This is a genomic window from Pseudomonas sp. NPDC086278 (assembly GCF_050280905.1).
Taxonomy (GTDB): Bacteria; Pseudomonadota; Gammaproteobacteria; order Pseudomonadales; family Pseudomonadaceae; genus Aquipseudomonas.
This window is the reverse complement of the sequence record NZ_JBNNWE010000047.1, coordinates 26,259-45,198: the sequence shown is the minus strand read 5'-3', so window position 1 is coordinate 45,198 and position 18,940 is coordinate 26,259. Positions and strand designations below refer to the sequence as shown.

Sequence of the window (18,940 nt, the reverse complement as noted above, 5' to 3'; positions counted from 1 at the left end):
GCAGCATTTCCTGGAAGTCCGGCAGTTTGAAGAAGAAGTGCTGGGAATCCTGGTCAGGCCACCCAGGCCCTGGGCGCCGATGCCCAGTTGGTTGACCTTCTCGAACAGCTCCAGGCGCATCTCTTCGATACGGTTGGACGGGCCGCGCTTCTTCAGCTCGTGGATGTCGATGGATTCCATCAACACTTCCTTGGCCATCACCGCGGCTTTCTCGGCGGTGCCGCCGATGCCGATACCGAGCATGCCCGGCGGGCACCAGCCGGCGCCCATGGTTGGCACAGTCTTCAGCACCCAGTCGACAATCGAGTCGGACGGGTTGAGCATGGCCATTTTCGATTTGTTCTCGGAGCCGCCGCCCTTGGCCGCCACGTCCACTTCCACGGTGTTACCCGGAACGATGGAGTAGTGAATCACGGCCGGGGTGTTGTCCTTGGTGTTTCTGCGAGCGCCCGCCGGGTCGGCGAGGATCGAGGCACGCAAGACGTTTTCCGGCAGGTTGTACGCCTGGCGCACGCCTTGGTTGATCATGTCGTCCAGGCTCATGGTGGCGCCATCCCAGCGCACGTCCATGCCCACGCGAACGAAGATGGTGACGATGCCGGTGTCCTGGCAGATCGGACGGTGACCGGTGGCGCACATGCGCGAGTTGATCAGGATTTGCGCCATCGAGTCACGGGCCGCTGGCGATTCTTCGCGCAGGTAGGCTTCGTGCATCGCCTGAATGAAATCGACGGGGTGGTAATAGGAAATGAACTGCAGGGCGTCGGCAACGCTCTGAATCAGGTCGTCTTGCTTGATCACGGTCATGAGTCGCGCTCCTCTAAAAGACGGGAACATTCAATAAGGTGCTTGCGGCTTGGGTGCATCGGTCGGTCGCAAACACCTTTACAAGGCACGCCGGGGCTGCTGGCGCGACGCTAAAAAGGCGCGGCAGTATAACGCGCCTCGCAGGCCTGCACACGCGCCGCCAGTCAATCATTGGTCGCCTGTGGTGAGGGGGCTTGCCCCCGTTGGACTGCGCAGCAGGCCCCGGCTTTTTCAGATCGCATCAACAGATTACGACTGCTTCGCAGCCGAACGGGGGCAAGCCCCCTCGCCACAGGCAAGCCTGACTTTCTCAGACAAGCCGATATCCACAGGCAAGCCCCACTTCCACAGACAAGCCTGACCTCCACAGACAAGCCCTACCTCTCACAGGATTGTTACCACTTCGAGGCATGCTTTTGACGCCAGTTTTTTGCCCCGAAAATTGAATGGTCATTTATCAGGCTCGCCACTAAAGTGGCGTTCGGCCTGTAGAGTAGGACACTCAAACAGCCTAATTTCGCACGGTGAGTCAACGATTGACCCATAACGCCATTCAAAGGCTTTTGCTCAAACGCTTCGCCCTCGCAGCCGGCACGTATGCCCTGGCTTTGTTATTGCTGTGGCTGGCGTTTTTCACCGGGCATTACCACCAACCGTTGGCCAGTGTGGCCATTGGCAGTGCGTTGGTGATCATCAGCCAGGCAGCCTTGTTCGCGTTGTTCTACAGCGGCTGCAACTTGCGCTTCTCCGACCCGAGCCTGACGGAAGCGCAAGTGCTGATCGGGCTGGGATGGCAAACCTGGCTGATGGCCAACATGGACGAGGCACGGGGCGCGTTTCTGGTGTTCTACGTGTTGATCCTGTTGTTCGGCCTGTTTCATCTGTCGCGCCGCGCTTTTGTGCGCTGTGCGCTGCTGGTGTTTTTCAGTTTCAGCGCGATCACGTTGTGGGAGGGCTACCACTTCGAGCTGACCGACCCGGCGCTCGCCGCGTTGCAAGTGTGCGTGCTGTTCATCGTGCTGGTGTGGCTGGTGCTTTATGCGCGCTATGTCCAGGCCTCGCGCCAGCGGATGCGGCAGCGCCGGTTCGCCTTGCAGGCGCATCAAGACACCCTGCGCGGCATGATGCGCCAACTCGAAGACCTGGTTGCCACCGACGAACTCACCGGCCTTTTCAACCGCCGGCATTTCCTGCGCCTGGCCTCTCGCGAGTTGACCAGCATGGACGCCGGCGTGATGCACGGCCTGGCGCTGATCGACCTCGACCACTTCAAGCGCATCAACGATGTACATGGTCACGCGGCTGGCGATCAGGTGCTGCAAGCCTTTGCCGGCGTAGCCAGCGCCTGCCTGCGTGAAGGTGATGTGCTGGCCCGTTACGGTGGCGAAGAGTTTGTGGTGTTGCTGCCCGACTGCAACGCCGAACGCCTCACGTCCTGCTGCGAGCGGTTGCGCATTGCCTTCACCGATGTCGAGTTGATCGGCCTGAAAGTCGGCCATCTCAGTCTGTCGGCCGGCATGACCCTGCTGGAGCAGGGTGACGATCTCGATGACGCCTTGCAGCGCGCCGACCAGGCGCTGTACCGCGCCAAACGCGACGGTCGCAACCGTTGCGCGGCGGCGTGGGAGAACGCCGATGCCTGAGTTGCGCGTCGGCGAGCGCCACTGGTCGGTGGCGCCGGGCAGCAACCTGCTCGATGCCTTGAATCAGAACGGCGTGGCTGTGCCCTACAGTTGCCGCGCTGGCAGTTGCCATGCGTGCCTGGTGCAATGCGTGCGAGGATTGCCCGCCGACAGCCGGCCCGATGCCTTGGGCGCCGAGCAGCGTCAGCAAGGCTGGCGTCTGGCGTGCCAGTGCCAGGTCATTGAAGATTTGCACGTGCATACCTTTGACCCGCAAACGGACGGGCGCCCGGCTGAAGTTGCAGCGGTCGATTGGCTGAGCGCCAACGTATTGCGTCTGCGCCTCACGCCGCAGCGCCCGTTGCGCTACAGCGCCGGGCAACACCTGGTGTTGTGGGCGGGCAACGTGGCTCGGCCCTACTCGTTGGCCAGCCTGCCGGAGGAAGACCGCTTTCTGGAGTTTCACCTCGATTGCCGGCAGCCGGGACAATTCAGTGACGCCGCCCGCCAGTTGAAAATCGGCGACTCGCTGCGCCTTGGCGAGTTGCGCGGCGGGGCGCTGCAATACGACCCGGACTGGCACGTCCGGCCGTTGTGGCTGCTGGCTGCCGGCACCGGTCTGGCGCCGCTGTTTGGCGTGTTGCGTGAAGCGCTGCGCCAGGATCATCAAGGCGCGATCCGGGTCATTCACCTTGCCCATGACGCGGCTGAGCATTACCTCGCCAAGCCCCTGCAAGCCATGGCCGAGGGGCGCGAAAACCTCAGTGTCGAATGCTGGACCCCGGCCGAGTTGCCGCAGGCGTTGGCGCAACTGCGGCTTGTTTCCCGGCAAACACTGGCCTTAGTCTGCGGAGGCCCGGACAGTGTCGACGCCTTTGCCCGGCGTCTGTATCTGGCCGGATTGCCGCGCAACCAACTGCTGGCGGATGTCTTTGTTCCCCGTGGTTGAGCGCTGATGGTTTAACGACGCGAGACTCGCCATGACCGATGCCATCCAACTTGAACGTGAGCGCGGTCTGCTGACCTTACGACTCAATCGTCCCGCGAAAAAAAATGCCCTGACGCGTGCGATGTACAGCCAACTGGCGCAAGCGCTGAAGCAGGCGGACACCGATGCTGAAATCAACGCCGTACTGATCACCGGCAGCGCCGAGTGCTTCACTGCCGGCAACGACATCGCCGACTTCATCCAGCAACCGCCGGGCAACCTCGACAGCCCGGTGTTCCATTTCATGCTCAATCTGCTTGAGTGCCGCAAACCGGTGATCGCCGGCGTGGCCGGCGCTGCGGTGGGCATTGGCACCACAATGTTGCTGCATTGCGATCTGGTGTATGTCAGTCGCGACGCGCGGTTGCGCATGCCCTTCGTCAATCTGGGGTTGTGCCCGGAATTCGGTTCCAGCCTGATTCTGCCGCGATTGCTCGGGCATGCCAAAGCGGCGGAATTGTTGTTGCTGGGCGAAGGTTTCAGTGGCGAGCAAGCGGCTCAGTGGGGCATTGCGACCGAAGCGTTGGGCAGTGGCGAGGCGGCGCTGGCCAAGGCGCGGGAGATGGCGCTGAAGTTTGAATCACTGCCCACCGAGGCTGTGCGCATCAGCAAGCAATTGATGAAAGCGCCGGATCGGGAGTTGCTCCGCAAAGTGATCGAGGAGGAGGGCGCGCTGTTCAGCCAGCGACTGCGCTCGCCGGAAGCATTGGCGGCGCTGTCGGGGTTTATCAACCGGCATTGAACCTTGTGGTGATGCGGCGGGCCTCTTCGCGAGCAAGCCCGCTCCCACAGGGGATTAATGGATGCCACAGATCCAATTGTGGGAGCGGGCTTGCTCGCGAAGGCGGCAGCCAGGGCAACACATCTTGCGGATCAAAAACCAAAAAGCCCCGCCATTCACCTGGCGGGGCTTTTGTTTTTCAAGCATGCAACCACTCGGACCCGACGCTGCGGGTGTCAGCCGTGATAACGCAACACAACGCCTTTGCCCTGCGATGCACCGGCGACAATAATTTTGTCCCGTTGAATGATGACTGCCAAAGCACCGTCGGTGAGTTTGCTAAGTCGTGTTCGCGCCCAGCCCAGCCCATCATTGAAATGCGGGTCCGGTTTTCCGGTTCTATCAAAGCAGGCGACAACAATGTCGAAAACGAAAGACTCCTTCTTTTTGTCTATGCCCCCCACAACAACAAAGTTGCCGTTGCTTTGGCGCGTGAACGACTCCCACAGCGTGCTGCTTTCAGCCAGCTGTGTGTTGAGCGGTTCACCCTGATTGAAGTCAGGATCGAATTCGCCACGTTCGGTCAGCATGAGTAGCTGGCTGACGTAGGGGTCATTGACAGACCTGCCAAAGCAAAAAAGTTTGCCCTTCTCCAGCGGGATCATGGCCATGGCCCTTGAACCACCAGGGAAACCGGTCGGGCTCGGGAGGATCCGGAATCCCTTTGGTCCGAATGTGCTGTCGAGTACACCTTGATCGCTGTAGCGAGCAAAAAAGCTGCTGGCAGGTGCCGATCCGAGTCCATTAACACTGCCACAGACTACGTATCGTCCTTCGGAATCGACGGTGACACTCCGCGTCTGGGTCTGGGCGTTTTCATACCCTGGAGCGATGACCGGCAGAAGGCCCTCTTCAGCGAAATCAGTGTCCAGTGAACCGTTTGCCAGCGTGCGGACAATCACGCCATAGGCTGGCGCTCCGATCCTGAAGAAAAAGTGTGAGAGCAGGATCTTCCCGTCACTCAGGATGTTTGCCGGACATGCCCGTCCGTGACTGTTGTTCGTTGAGCCAGGTTCGACGGTGTCTGGAGGGTTCTTTCCGGAGACTTCGTCGGGCGGCCCGGGAAGCTGGTGGACAATCTTGCCTCGGCCGTTTTCGCCAAAGGTCGTGTCGATGTTCCCATTCAGATCAAACCTTGCCAGCGCGGGGAAAGGGGAAGTACCGATATAAGAATGTCCAACCAATAACAGCTTGTCGCCCGACAGGATAAGTTCGCTCCCGTAGGCTGCTTCGGCTTCTTCAGCAAACCGGTCGATGACATACCCGCTGTCGCCAAAACCGGGAATGACATTGCCTGTGGAGTCCAGCGCCGTGATGAAAAACTTCGATACCAAATTGATTTGCGCGGTTCCGCAGACGTAGAGGATGTCCTCAGTGCGGGTTACAACGTTTTTGACATTTGATATTTGGGCGCCAGGTACGTTGACGGAAACGACGCCATTGACCCCGAACAGCAAATCAATTTTGCCCGCCATATTTACTGACCGATCTGAATCGCAAGTCACCATTTTTACTCTCCTTGTCGGGTGCTGTCATACCATCGCCCTGGGGCGCAGGGGCCATTAGTAAAACCGTGGAGTAAAAATAGATACTGTCAAAGTTGACAGTAGGCGCATCGCCATCACCGAAAGCTGAAGCCCATTAACTGAAAAAGCCCCGCCATTCACATGGCGGGGCTTTTGGGTTTTCAGCAGCCGGTCACTCAGACCATCGGGTCGCCAACGTGCAGGATTTTCATCCCGTTGGTGCCGCCGATGGTGTGGTAGCTGTCGCCCTTGGTCAGGATGACCCAGTCGCCTTTCTCCACGACGCCGCGCTTGAGCAACTCGTCGATCGCGGCCTGGCTGACTTGCTCAGGCGGCAGCGATGCCGGGTCGAACGGTACGGTGTAGACGCCACGGAACATGGCCGCGCGGGCCTGGGTTTCGCGGTGCGGGGAGAACGCGTAGATCGGCACCGAAGAACGGATGCGCGACATGATCAACGGCGTGTAGCCACTTTCGGTGAGGGCGATGATCGCCTTCACACCCGGGAAGTGGTTGGCGGTGTACATGGCCGCCAGGGCGATGCTCTGGTCGCAGCTTTCGAAGACCTTGCCGATGCGATGGCTGGAGGTCTTGCTGGTCGGGTGCTTTTCCGCGCCGACGCAGATGCGCGCCATCGCTTGCACGGCTTCCAGCGGGTACAGGCCGGCGGCGCTTTCAGCCGAAAGCATCACGGCGTCGGTGTAGTCGAGCACGGCGTTGGCCACGTCGGACACTTCGGCGCGGGTAGGCATCGGGTTCTGGATCATCGACTCCATCATCTGGGTCGCGACGATCACTGCCTTGTTGTGGCGGCGTGCGTGCAGAATGATTTTCTTCTGAATGCCCACCAGCTCGGCGTCGCCGATTTCCACGCCCAGGTCACCACGGGCCACCATCACCGCGTCGGAAGCTTTGATCAGCGCGTCGAGGGTGTCGTCGTCAGCCACGGCTTCGGCGCGTTCGATCTTCGCCACCAGCCAGGCCGTGCCGCCAGCCTCGTCGCGCAGTTGGCGGGCGTATTCCATGTCGGCGGCGTCACGCGGGAAGGACACGGCGAGGTAATCGACTTCCATCTCGGCGGCGAGCTTGATGTCGGCCTTGTCTTTTTCAGTCAGGGCTGGAGCGGTCAGGCCACCGCCACGACGGTTGATGCCTTTGTGGTCGGACAGCGGACCGCCGATCAGCACGGTGCAGTTCAGTTCGGTGGCGGTGGCGGTATCGACGCGCATCACCACGCGGCCGTCGTCGAGCAGCAGCTCGTCGCCCACGCCGCAGTCCTTGACCAGGTCCGGGTAGTCGATGCCGACCACTTGCTGGTTGCCTTCGGTCAGGGAATGGCTGGTGGAGAAGGTGAATTGATCACCGATCTTCAGCTCGATCTTCTTGTTGGCGAATTTGGCGATACGGATTTTCGGGCCTTGCAGGTCACCCAGCAGGGCGACGAAGCGCCCGTGCTTGGCGGCGAGGTCACGCACCAGCTTCGCGCGAGCCTTGTGCTCGTCGGGGGTGCCGTGGGAGAAGTTCAGGCGGGCGACGTCCAGGCCAGCCAGAATCAGCTGTTCGAGAACTTCCGGCGAGTTACTGGCCGGGCCAAGGGTAGCGACGATTTTGGTGCGACGGACGGACATGCAAAGACTCCTGAGTTCAAGCGCTGAGTGAGGCTACTACGCTCTCAAGGTGTAGTCATTGTTCATGTGCACTACTTATTCCTTTCTTTATTGAACCGTACAACTTTGATTGCAAGCGTCCTGAAGATTTTCGCCAATAGGTCGATACAGAGCACAAGACAGGAGAACCCTCATGCGATTCGCGCTCATTGCCGTCCTTTTTCTCAGCGTCACGGGTTGTACCCGTTGGTCGATGAACCATCATTTGAATAACGCCTACAGCGCCTATGACCGTGGCAATTGCGAGCAGGTGATGCTCGAACTGTCCAAAGTCGACCGCTCCAGTCGCGCGCGGCCTTATGTGTGGCCGGAAGTGTCGATGATGCGCGGCCAGTGCCTGGAACGGCAGAAGCTGTTTATCGACGCGGCGCAGACGTACGAGTACATCATCGCGTCCTACCCGCAAAGCGAATACGCCTACCGCGCCCGCGCGCGGCTGGAAACCTTGCAGAGCCTGGGCCATTACCCGACTCGCAGCGCCGCAGCGGTGCGCCCGACGCAGTTCTGATGGCAGTTGTCATGCAAAGTCTGGCCGACCTGCGGCGGTGAGCTATAGTCCAGAAGATCGGTTTTAGAGCCTTGCCTCTAAGCCGAGAAGCACACCTGAGACCGGCAGCATTAAGCGACAGCGGCTTATGGACTGTCGCACCGGGATCGGGGAGAGCGCGCCCATTTCTCTATAAAAGTAGAAGAAGGCTCGTTCCGAAGCATTAGTGCGGCCCTGCTTAAGGGCCTTGCTGGGCCAATTGCGCATGTTTATCGACCGCCGGATCGAGCGGCATCAGCTGCCGTATTTTTTGAAAGTGTTCAACAGCATTACCGACAAACCCATCGGCTTTCTGGGCAACGTGTCCGCAGACGGGCTGATGCTGATCAGCCAGTTGCCGATGATGGTGGGTGTCGACTTTGACCTGCGTTTGAAAATCCCCGCCAGCGACGGCAGCCTGCAGGTCATTGACCTGACGGCGTGTTGCCTATGGTGCCGTGAAGACGAAACGCCGCAGCACTACGACGCTGGGTTCGGCCTGCAATGGGCACCGCCGGAATATGGGCAATTGGTGAGTGCGTTGAAGCAGTACTTCAGTTTTCAGCCGTTGCCGGCGTCTGCCTGAAAATTGTGGGGTGACTTCACTACCGCCATCGCGAGCAAGCTCGCTCCCACAGTGAATCTCCAGGGTTCACACATCCCCTGTGGGAGCGAGCTTGCTCGCGATGGCGTCATGACAGACAACAAAAAAATACAGCGAAACGCTACGCCGTCCTGATCGCCTTTTCGGTATCCAGTGACCGCTCCACCAGCATCAACCCCAACTCACTCAACTGATAAATCGCCATCGCCCGATGCCGCGGCTTCTCGTCCAGCAGAATGTAGTCCGTTGCGCAAGGTGATGCAGTCCCACGCTGGGCGTCGAAAGCATTACCGAAAATGTGTAGACGGCGGGGCTTGCCGTTCGTCGAAACTGTCAGATTTTACAGGTAACTCTTTGCAGCGGATTTCTTTATAAGAGGACATCGTCGCAAGAACCGTTGCATCTTCGGGAGCGCAAATCGTGACTCATAAAACCGATGATCTTATAAATACCGATTTGCCTGCTCCGACCGTTCTTCTATTAGCAGGGGCGGTGCAGAGTTCCACCGTCACTGTTCAAGTTAGTTTCCCCAGCGATGTATCGGGAAGTTGGACAGCAACCATTGAAAGTCCGCGAGGCGAAAGTAAAGCTTTTAGCGGTACACATAGCGGTAGCGGGTATAGCTTCGTTGCCGAGGATATGGCGTCGGGCGCCGGATGCGAGGTGCGCACTCAGTACACTTTGTCCGGGCTCGGAAAATCTCCAATGGGGGTGTCAGAACGGTTCACGGTTGCACCTCCCAAGTTGGTCATCATTGAACCGCCGCAAAACACAATCATCACGAACAGGGCCGTATCGTTTTTGGGTTATGGATCTTTGTTCCGCGCGCGAGTCGAGGTGCGAGTGGTGCCAGATGGGCCGGAATTTTGGTCCTCCACTGCGGGGGGGAGTACCTGGGCCGTTATGGCAAACGGGCTACCTAAAAATAAAACAGTGAAACTAGTGGCCGTTCAGATTGACGGAGGCATTGAATCGGAGCCTTCGGATGAGTGGACGGTGATCGTCTTGAATGAACCTCTCATCACCGTCCCCCAATCGGGTGACATCATTCGTGAATACCGACCGAAGGTTTCAGGCAGCGGGCTTCCCGGTGCAACAGTCTCGATCCAACCCTCAGGTGTAGATACTTCGTATGGCCAGGCGCTTGTAGCGGCCGACGGTAAATGGGAAACCGTTTTACAACGAAATTTACCCGTGGGCCCGTTCACCTTTACGGCCAGGCAGACACTCAGAGGCTACGATTCCGGTTGGGCGGTGGATGTTCCGGTCAATGTGAGGCTGGATGTAACGGTACCTCGGATTACTTCTCCCGCAGCCGGTGCGGTGGTCGATGAAACCTTTACGCTTTCAGGGGCCGACGGTGAGGAAGGGGCCATTGCCCAGGTGTTCGTCGATCTTAGTGAGAACAAGCTGGGCCAAGCGAATGTGCAAATGCCCGCAGGCACGTGGAGTGTGCCTGTCTCCAGGCCCGCAGGCCCCGTGTCACTGGTTGCCAAACAAATCATCGGTGCTTTGGAGTCGCCGCGAAGTACCGCTCGATCATTCAAAGTCCGGCCTCCCGCAATAACCGCTGTCACCGTCACCTTTCCAAGCGAAACCACGGTGAAGTTCGCAGGCACCGGCCACACCGGCGCCACGCTGGAGATCACGGTGGTCAGCGGTCCGGGTGGAACCGCGCCGCCCGCTGCCCAAGTGACCGCTGGCAAGTGGGAAACAACGGCGACGAATTGGCCGTTCGGCACCTACAACCTCAAGGCGATTCAAAAGGTCTCCGACAATGCCAATGGCTGGATTGAGTCCCAGCTTTACGCGTTCACCGTCAATCGGGTCTTTCCGGACCCGAGCGATGTGACGTACACGAAGGACTACCAGCCAACCTTCTCGGGCAAAGGCTACTCCGGTGCTACGGTGAAGCTGCCTTTCCCTGGCGGTGGTTCGACGGCCGCCCCCGATGCGCGCGTGGTCAACGGCCAGTGGTCGAGCCGAGCGTCTGAAGTGTGGGGGCCGGTGCTGGAGCGCGAAGTGCATATCAAGCAATTCCTCAATGGGCAGGAGTCGCCGAACTGGATCATCCTCAAGGTCACGATTGCGCCGTTGGCACCGGTGATGAACGAGCCGGTCGAGAATGGTCTTTCACCGCAGCTCAGCGGCACTTGCTGGCCGGGCGCGGTGCTGAAACTCAAGTACAGCGACAGCCCCACGGAGCATGCCGTCGACAATCAAAACGGCACCTGGAACTATCGCCGCGCCGAACCGTTTGAGTCTGGCAAGACCCACACCGTCACGATCACCCAAACGGCCGCGCAGCAAACCTCACCGGCCGCGCCCAAGACTTTCGTGGTCAAGGCGCCCATCCCTCGACCGGTGATCACTGAGCCCGAAGCCGACTCGGAGGTCGGCCGCGACGTAACCATCAAGGGGGACAGCGGCATGGCCGGGGCGACGATGCAGCTGCGTGATGCTCAATTCGGCGGGAATCTGGGCGAACCCAAACGGCTGACTGGCGACGGTGCATGGTCGATCGACCTCTCCGGGCTGGATTACCGTGAATACACCATCGACGCGCGACAGACGTTCAATAATCGCGACTCAGAACGCAGTGTGGCGCGTACGTTCAAGGCCGTATTGCTACCACCGGTGATCACGCTACCGAAGGAAAACGGCGATCTGCCGCGAACCGCGACGATTGAAGGATGGGCCATGCCGAACGGGCGAGTCGAGGTCCGGCTGGAGGGCGTTGCCGAACCGTTGCTCACCAACATTGCGGTGGGCTTCGACGGTCGCTGGAAAGCCGAGGTGACCTTGCCGGTGGGGGCCAAAACCATCAGGGCCAGGCAAACGGCCGACGGTCAGGCATCCAAGGACAGCCAGGCGCTCAACTTCAACGTCGTACCGGCGGCACCGTACCTCGAAACCCCGGCAGCCGGGGAGCGCGTCGGTCGGCGGGTGGTGGTGTCAGGCTTTGGTGTGCCGGGGGATACGGTCACCGTGAAGCTGGGCGATGTCGCACGCCAGGTGCGGGCGCAAAGCCCGGTGCTGGAGGATCGGACGTGGTCGGTGACGGTTGAGATCGATCAGCCCGGCGGCCGTTATGGGCTGGTGGCGGTGGCGTCTTGCGAGGGGTTCGAATCGGTCGATTCACCTGCCCGGAGCGTTGAACTGGGGACGTATTTGCCCTCGTTCGATCGGCCGGCAGCGGGGCATCGGGTCAGCAACCCGGTGCGGTTCCAAGGCCAAGGCCGGCCGGGGGGCGGCCAGGTGATAAGTTGGTTCAACCCGGATCTGTCCTGGACCACGGCTTTCACCTTCACCACTGTAGGCTGGCAGGCACCGGCCCTGGGGACATTGCCCAGTGGTGGCAATTGGTGCCGGTTCTTCGAAGTTTTCTCAGGTGAAGGTGAGTCGATTTATTCGGACACAGTAGAAACTTCACGTTTCGACGTCCTGCCTCCCTCCGCGCAATCCTGATGGCCGACATCTGACGAACGGTTGAATTTACTGTCATTTCTGACAGTAGACGCTGATCGGTTTCGGGCGCCCAATCTCTGCAATCGAATGCCTCGCCTGACAGCGCTGTCAGGCCGTCCAGGGTTGTTATCGACTCAAGGAGCCTGACCATGGTTGAACTTCGCCCTGCCTCACAACTGTTAAACCAGGTGTTGTCGGGACTGTCAGTTTTTTACAGGTAGGTAAGCGTTCGATTCGAGATGTAGAAAGAACTCATTGGAATGTTCAGCAGCGGGTAGTAAGAGAGGTGGCAGGTCATGGCAGAAGAGAAGAATGACGCTGGGGCAGCGCAAACTCATGAAGGCTTTCAAAATGAGGCAAAACTGCCACTGCCCTCCATTGAAGCAACAACCTTAAACTCGCGGCCCGTTATCGAGACATTTGATGAAAACAACATGGTTGTCGGTGGAACCATTGTGTTGGGGAGCGAGGGTGGGTTATGGATTATTGAATACCCCGGCGGTGGAGAAATAAGTTCGTCTACACCAACTGCTACGCCGGGCTGGTGGTATCTCAACCTGAATCCTGAACTCAAGTCCGGCGCGTACACAATCGCTGCGCGTCGCTTTATTCCTGGGCCGGTTTACCTGGACTCAGATCCCAAGGAAATAACGATCTTCGGCGCACCGAATATTGAAACCCCGGTCGAGGGCGAAGTGGTGAACGGCCGTGAGTTGGTAAACATCAGCGGTAACAACGCAGCGCCAGGTCAGACACTTCGTTTTACTCGAGGCCCAGCTAACGTCGGGCCTGATCTTGGCGTGTCTGAACCTGCCCGCAGCGATGGTACTTGGCAAATACAACTTGATCTAACTAAACACGAAGGACCGTTCTCTTTCAGAGTGGCGCATGGTAGTCACGGAGTGAGCTACGGAAAAACGTCGTTGCGCCACATTAATCTAGGGCACGTAATCCCTCCTCCTGTTATCGAGGTACCACAGTCCGGCGCGGTGACCGATCCGCGAGGAGAGTTATCCGGAAGCGGCGGTGTGGCAGGGGCCTTAGTTGAAGTGCTCAAAGACCTTGAGCATTCGTTCAAGATCGGAGAAGGAACGGTTGGGGCAAACGGACAGTGGAGTGTGACGAGGTTCGACAGGGATATGCCCCCAGGTCCGTTTTCGATTGTCGCGTGGCAAATTTACGAGGGTAAGCCTTCTGAAATAAGCCCCGCCCGAGGCTTCAAAGTCCGTCCTCCCAAATTGACCGCTGTCAGCGTCACTTTTCCAACGGAAACCACGGTGAAGTTCTCAGGTGCCGGCCATACCGGCGCCACGATCGAGATCACGGTGGTCAGCGGTCCGGGTGGAACCGCTCCGCCCGCTGCCCAAGTGACCGCTGGCAAGTGGGAAACCACGGCGACGAATTGGCCGTTCGGCACCTACAACCTCAAGGCGATTCAAAAGGTCTCCGACAATGCCAATGGCTGGATTGAGTCACAGCCGTACACGTTTTCCGTTGACAGGGGATTTCCTGATCCCTACGACGTGACATACACGAAGGACTACCAGCCGACGTTCTCTGGCAAGGGTTTAACCGGCGCGACGGTGATGCTTTACAACCCCGACGGCACCAGCAAAGCCGTGCCTGATGCCAGAGTTTCCAATGGTGTTTGGTCGAGCAGGGCTTCCGACGTATGGGGACCCACCTTCGAGCGGGAAGTGCATATCCAGCAAACGCTGAACGATCAGACTTCGCCGAACTGGGTGATTCTCAACGTCACCATTGCGCCGTTGGCGCCCGTGATGAACGAGCCGGTCGAGAATGGGCTCTCGCCGAACCTCAGCGGTATTTGCTGGCCGGGCGCGGTCCTGAAACTCAAGTACAGCGACAGCCCCACGGAGCATGCCGTCGACAATCAAAACGGCACCTGGAGCTATCGCCGCGCCGAACCGTTTGAGTCTGGCAAGACCCACACCGCCACGATCACCCAAACGGCCGCGCAGCAAACCTCACCGGCCGCGTCCAAGACTTTCGTGGTCAACGCGCCCATCCCTCAACCGGTGATCACTGAGCCCGAAGCCGACTCGGAGGTCGGCCGCGACGTGACCATCAAGGGGGACAGCGGCATGGATGGGGCGACGATGCAGCTGCGCGATGCTCAATTCGGCGGGAATCTGGGCGAGCCCAAACGGCTGACTGGCGACGGTGCATGGTCGATCGACCTCACCGGGCTGGATTACCGTGAATACACCATCGACGCGCGGCAGACGTTCAATCAGCAGGAGTCAGAACGCAGTGAGATGCGTACGTTCAAGGCCGTACTGCTACCACCGGTGATCACGCTACCGAAGGAAAACGGCGATCTGCCGCGAACGGCAATGATTGAAGGCTGGGCCATGCCGAACGGGCGAGTCGAGGTCCGGCTGGAGGGCGTTGCCGAGCCTTTGCTCACCAACATTCCGGTGGGCCCCGACGGTCGCTGGAAAGCCGAGGTGACCTTGCCGGTGGGGGCCAAAACCATCAGGGCCAGGCAAACGGCCGACGGTCAGGCATCCAAGGACAGCCAGGCGCTCAACTACAACGTCGTACCGGCGGCACCGTACCTCGAAACCCCGGCAGCCGGGGAGCGCGTCGGTCGGCGGGTGGTGGTGTCAGGCTTTGGCGTGCCGGGGGATACGGTCACCGTGAAGCTGGGCGATGTCGCACGTCAGGTGCGGGCGCAAAGCCCGGTGCTGGAGGACCGGACGTGGTCGGTGACGGTTGAGATCGATCAGCCCGGCGGCCGCTATGGGCTGGTGGCGGTGGCGTCTTGCGAGGGGTTCGAGTCCGTCGATTCACCTGTCCGGAACGTTGAACTGGGGACGTATTTGCCCTCGTTCGATCGGCCGGCAGCGGGGCATCGGGTCAGCAACCCGGTGCGGTTCCAAGGTCAAGGCCGGCCGGGGGGCGGACAGGTGATAAGTTGGTTCAACCCGGATCTGTCCTGGACCGCGGCTTTCACCTTCACCACTGTAGGCTGGCAGGCACCGGCCCTGGGGACGTTGCCCAGTGGCGGCAATTGGTGCCGGTTCTTCGAAGTTTTCTCAGGCGAAGGTGAGTCGATTTATTCGGACACCGTGGAAACTTCACGTTTCGACGTCCTGCCTCCCTCCGCGCAATCCTGATGGCCGACATCTGACGAACGGTTGAATTTACTGTCATTTCTGACAGTAGACGCTGATCGGTTTCGGGCGCCCAATCTGTGCAATCGAATGCCTCGCCTGACAGCGCTGTCAGGCCATCCAGGGTTGTTATCGACTCAAGGAACCTGACCATGGTTGAACTTCGCCCTGCCTCACAACTGCTAAACCAGGTGTTTAGTGAAGAACAGCGCGCGCAATACGCCGCCCTCCAGACCTACATCGAGCAGGGCGGGTCGATCTTCCCGCTGGTGGAGAAGGGCGTGCAGGGGCTGGTGAACGACTATGGGGTGAGCGCCGATGACGCTCGCGAATTCTTGAGACGGGCCAACAGCATGGCCATCTATGTTCGGCGCCAGTTTATCGAGCACAGCCTGTGCCGCCCTGACACTGCGGCCACAGGGTCCGTCAGCGGTTTGTTGTCGATGGTGGCGGGGCCCAGTTTCGAGCGCCTGTTCAGCCCCGACTTCGACAGCTTTTGCCCGCCGCAGGCGCTGGAGTCGCTGGCTTCGCCAGTGGCGTATCTGATTGAGCTGTTGCGGTGGATCGAGCAACGCATCGAGTCCGTTGCGAACACTGCGCAGAAGCTGCCACTGCATGACCGACGCAAAGACCTGAAGCCGCTGCCTGTCGACTTCAACGCGGTGCATCAATCGGTGTCTGCGGTCGACATCATCGTCCCGGTGCTGGAAACCTTCATCGCCGAGCATGAGCCTGACGTCGATCTTGAACAGGCGATGATCGAGGCGCGCTATCCCAACGGGCTTCCTTATTACCAGCACTGGGACACCCTGGATGCGGTCGCGCGCCACCATGGCCTGTCGCTGGGCAATTTTGCGCACCGGGTGGATATCTCCTTTCCCTACTTTTTGCAGGATCAGGCCTGGGCTGACGATGCGGGGCGAGCATTGGCCCACGCGTCGCGGCTGGGGCCTTCTCAGCGGCAGTTGCTGACGGAGCCCGCCGCGACGACGGCAGGGCGCGATGCTTTTTATCTGGAAAATTTCGGTGCCGATGGCGTGGCGTGGCAGAACCTCAACCAGGTGCCGTTCTTTGGTGAGCGGACCAAACTCGACACTCCGGGACTTGAGGCCTTGCTGTCGGTGCGAGAGTTTGCGCCAGAGCGCTCCGCTAACGTGACGTACACGCCAGCTGTGCCAGTAGAGCCGGAAAGCGGGCGCTCCGGATCGGTTTACCTCAATGCCAATACCCACCCGGCCGTGGGCATCACCGGCAGCGGCTCCGGCCCGTCGTTCCTGCATCGATTGTCGGCCGATCCCACCACCGCCGTGGGCCTTGAACGATACGACCGGATGAACCGCAAGTTGCGGCTGGATCAGTGGCTGGAGCTGCCCAGCGAACAGGTGGACGCGCTGTTGGCGGCCGCCATCAAGGCTGAAGCGCGCGGTGACCCGCAGCCCGAGTCGTGGCGGATCACGGAAAAAGTCGTGCATGCACTGGGCCTGTTTCAGTCGTTACGCGAGCGCTACGGATGCACGGCGCAAGACTTTGCCGCGTTTATCGACGAGGTGTCGATCTATGGTCGCGGTGAGGAACTCTCGCAGTTCGATCAGGTGTTCAATGGCCGGGGCGACTATCGCGAACCGTTGAAGCTCGATGGCAAACCGTTCCCGTTATTGCCCGCGCAAGGCGTGTCCGATCTGACGGTCGCCCAGCTGTGCAGTGCTCTGGGGATCGATCTGCAAACTTACCGTTACCTGGCGCTGGCGATTGCCGGCGCGCATGACGTCAAGGACGACAAGCTGCTGCGCAGCGCGGCGATGATGTCCAGTTTTTACCGGCTGGTGAGGCTGCCACGCCTGTTGGGCATCACGCCGGTCGAGGGCGTGCTGATGCTGACATTGCTGGGTGGGGAGCCTTGGCTCAATGGCCTGGCGGGTGTGCCCCGGATCAATACGACTCGGGTCAACACGCCCGATGTGTTGAACCTCATCTACGCCATGGATTCCTGCGTGGGGTGGTGCGCCGAGCGCAACATCCCGGTGCTGTGGATGTTGCAACAGGTCTCGGCGCCGCAAGCGCTGACGGCTGTTTCCGAGGCGGAGCGGCAGCTGTTTGAACAGGTGCGCGATGTGGTCTCCGGCGCCCTGTTTACCAACATGGCGTTGTTGATGGCCGACGTACCGCCGCTGGCGGGCGCCAGCTGGCTCGACCTGCTGACGATGCTGGTCGAACCCGATGGGCTGGTCATGGCCTTTACGGGTACCGAGGCCGAGTACCTGATCGTTGCCCGGGCCGCGCTGGATAACGCGGTGAAGGACGGTCTCGGTGAAGGCGATGAGAGCGTGCGCGCGGTGATCGTCGAGAAAATGCTCACCGTCCTCTTGCAGGCCCGGGAGGCTCAGGCGTCGGTGGTCAAGGAATGTCTGGCGGTGTATGCCGGGGTCACTGCCGAGCAAGCGATACAGGTGCTGACCTGGGCCGATGCCACGGTGCACCGCCTGTTGCGTCAGGTGCTCGAACACGCACCGTCAGGGTTTGAAGACTCTCTCGGCGGGCGCAGCGAACAGCCTGATCCGCTGCTCGCGTTGCTGGCCGATGTGCGCCGCCGCAGTGCGGTGGTGGCGAAACTGGAGTTGAGCGCCGAGTTGTTGCAGGACTATCTGAATGGCGGCCATGAGGCCTGGCTGGGGCAGGACGACAAACACGCGTTCACGGTCAGGACGCTGTATTACCTGACCTCGCTCACCCGGGCGTTCGAGTTAGGCAAGCAGCCGGCGCAGAAACTGCTCGATTACCTGCGTGAGGTCAACGCGTTGCCTTCCCCGCTGGCGGGGGATGCGTTGCGGGTGGCCCAGCAAGCGGCGTCCATCCGGTTGGCGGAGTTTTTTGACTGGAGCGTGCAGGAGGTGCGCGAGTGCGTCAGCCGCATCGATCCACAGCTCAAAGTCCTGAAAAACCTGACCCAACTGGACCTGTTGATGCGTGTTCGCGTGATGGCGGCGCACACCGGCATGGATGCCTTGACCATCTTCCTGATGGGCACTTTGCCGGACGAGGTAGACAAGCCCAGGTACGAAGAGGCGGCCGAGCATGCGCTGTTGAGTCTGTCCCAATCCCGTGCGCCGGTGGTGCCGCTTACCGAGGATCTGCAACAGATCGTCACCCTGACCTGTGTCGTGGACAACTCCGAAGTGGTGGCCAACAAACCGGGGGCGAAGATCACCTTCACCGTGACCCTGAAGGATAGCGACGGGAAACTGTTGAGCGGTGTCAACGTTTACTGGAGCGCCAGGCTGGGCAGCATTGCCACCAAGGCAAGCGATACGAAGGGCGAGGTCAAAGCCGAGTTCATACCCGGCAAGGTCACCGGTACGGACACCCCGCAATTCTGGCTGGATCTGCTCGCGCCGGAGTATGCCCCCACCATCAACGTGGTCGCCGACCCGCTTAGCCTGCAATTTCCGCCCCCCCTCATGTCGCGGGTGCCGTTGGGCGCCGTGCCCTACCAGCAGGAAGTCGAACTCTACGCCACGCTGCTGGACAGTTATCAAAACCTTGGAAAAAACAGCCTCGTGCGATGGGATTTCGAGGTGCTGGACTCTGTCGTCGAGCCAGCGTCGCTGGTTATCCGTCCCGCGCAGGCCTACACCAACCAGCAGGGCCTGACGCGAGTGTTTGTCTCCAGTCCTACCGGCGGAACGTTCCAGATCAGCGTCCTCAGCGAGGCGGGTGAGTCGCAGGCGTTTTTTGAACCCATCACGTTCAACAGCGAGGAGGCAGGCCTATGAACGGCATCGCTGGCTGGTCATGCGTCTGCGGTTCACACCTT

General features: G+C 60.1%; 11 protein-coding genes and 1 pseudogene. 8 read left to right on the top strand and 4 right to left on the bottom strand.

Annotated features, from left to right (window positions below; translation table 11 throughout):
- Nucleotides 1–807, bottom strand: an 807-nt coding sequence (locus ACQKP4_RS16235) for a fumarate hydratase (protein ID WP_427634684.1), incomplete at its 3' end; no start/stop codon positions are given.
- A gap of 536 nt (nt 808–1,343) precedes the next feature.
- Between ACQKP4_RS16235 and ACQKP4_RS16230 the strand changes: the two genes are divergently transcribed.
- Genes ACQKP4_RS16230 through ACQKP4_RS16220 form a run of 3 tightly spaced genes read left to right on the top strand, consistent with a single transcriptional unit; the run spans nt 1,344 to nt 4,159 of the window.
- Nucleotides 1,344–2,450: a diguanylate cyclase domain-containing protein gene (locus ACQKP4_RS16230; protein ID WP_427634683.1), complete on the top strand. Its 1,107-nt coding sequence runs from the start codon at nt 1,344–1,346 to the stop codon at nt 2,448–2,450.
- Complete coding sequence (locus ACQKP4_RS16225; protein ID WP_427634682.1) at nt 2,443–3,378, top strand: iron-sulfur-binding ferredoxin reductase; 936 nt, start codon at nt 2,443–2,445, stop codon at nt 3,376–3,378. Before ACQKP4_RS16230 ends, ACQKP4_RS16225 begins: the two co-directional genes overlap by 8 nt.
- 31 nt (nt 3,379–3,409) lie before the next feature.
- The gene (locus ACQKP4_RS16220) at nt 3,410–4,159 is read left to right on the top strand and encodes an enoyl-CoA hydratase (protein ID WP_427634681.1); all 750 of its coding nucleotides are present in this window, start codon (nt 3,410–3,412) and stop codon (nt 4,157–4,159) included.
- A 215-nt stretch (nt 4,160–4,374) separates the two neighbouring features.
- Here the strand turns inward: ACQKP4_RS16220 and ACQKP4_RS16215 are convergent, their stop codons facing one another.
- Nucleotides 4,375–5,706, bottom strand: coding sequence for a hypothetical protein (locus ACQKP4_RS16215; RefSeq protein WP_427634680.1), 1,332 nt, complete (start codon nt 5,704–5,706; stop codon nt 4,375–4,377).
- A gap of 194 nt (nt 5,707–5,900) precedes the next feature.
- Complete coding sequence (gene pyk / locus ACQKP4_RS16210) at nt 5,901–7,352, bottom strand: pyruvate kinase (protein ID WP_427634679.1); 1,452 nt, start codon at nt 7,350–7,352, stop codon at nt 5,901–5,903.
- 172 nt (nt 7,353–7,524) lie between these two features.
- Between pyk and ACQKP4_RS16205 the strand changes: the two genes are divergently transcribed.
- Entirely contained in the window at nt 7,525–7,899 is a 375-nt protein-coding gene (locus tag ACQKP4_RS16205; protein WP_427634677.1) for a tetratricopeptide repeat protein, read from the top strand.
- A 244-nt stretch (nt 7,900–8,143) separates the two neighbouring features.
- The gene (locus tag ACQKP4_RS16200) at nt 8,144–8,503 is read left to right on the top strand and encodes a PilZ domain-containing protein (protein ID WP_427634675.1); all 360 of its coding nucleotides are present in this window, start codon (nt 8,144–8,146) and stop codon (nt 8,501–8,503) included.
- A 139-nt stretch (nt 8,504–8,642) separates the two neighbouring features.
- Here the strand turns inward: ACQKP4_RS16200 and ACQKP4_RS16195 are convergent.
- A pseudogene (locus ACQKP4_RS16195) lies at nt 8,643–8,753 on the bottom strand (DUF6124 family protein); the annotation flags it as partial.
- A 188-nt stretch (nt 8,754–8,941) separates the two neighbouring features.
- On the opposite strand from ACQKP4_RS16195, the gene ACQKP4_RS16190 reads away from it, so the two are divergent.
- From ACQKP4_RS16190 to ACQKP4_RS16180, 3 genes are all read left to right on the top strand, one after another.
- Nucleotides 8,942–11,989, top strand: coding sequence for a hypothetical protein (locus ACQKP4_RS16190; RefSeq protein WP_427634673.1), 3,048 nt, complete (start codon nt 8,942–8,944; stop codon nt 11,987–11,989).
- Between the two features lie 296 nt (nt 11,990–12,285).
- Nucleotides 12,286–15,132: a hypothetical protein gene (locus tag ACQKP4_RS16185; protein WP_427634671.1), complete on the top strand. Its 2,847-nt coding sequence runs from the start codon at nt 12,286–12,288 to the stop codon at nt 15,130–15,132.
- 149 nt (nt 15,133–15,281) lie between these two features.
- Nucleotides 15,282–18,899: a Tc toxin subunit A gene (locus ACQKP4_RS16180; protein WP_427634670.1), complete on the top strand. Its 3,618-nt coding sequence runs from the start codon at nt 15,282–15,284 to the stop codon at nt 18,897–18,899.
- Nucleotides 18,900–18,940: the final 41 nt, after the last annotated feature.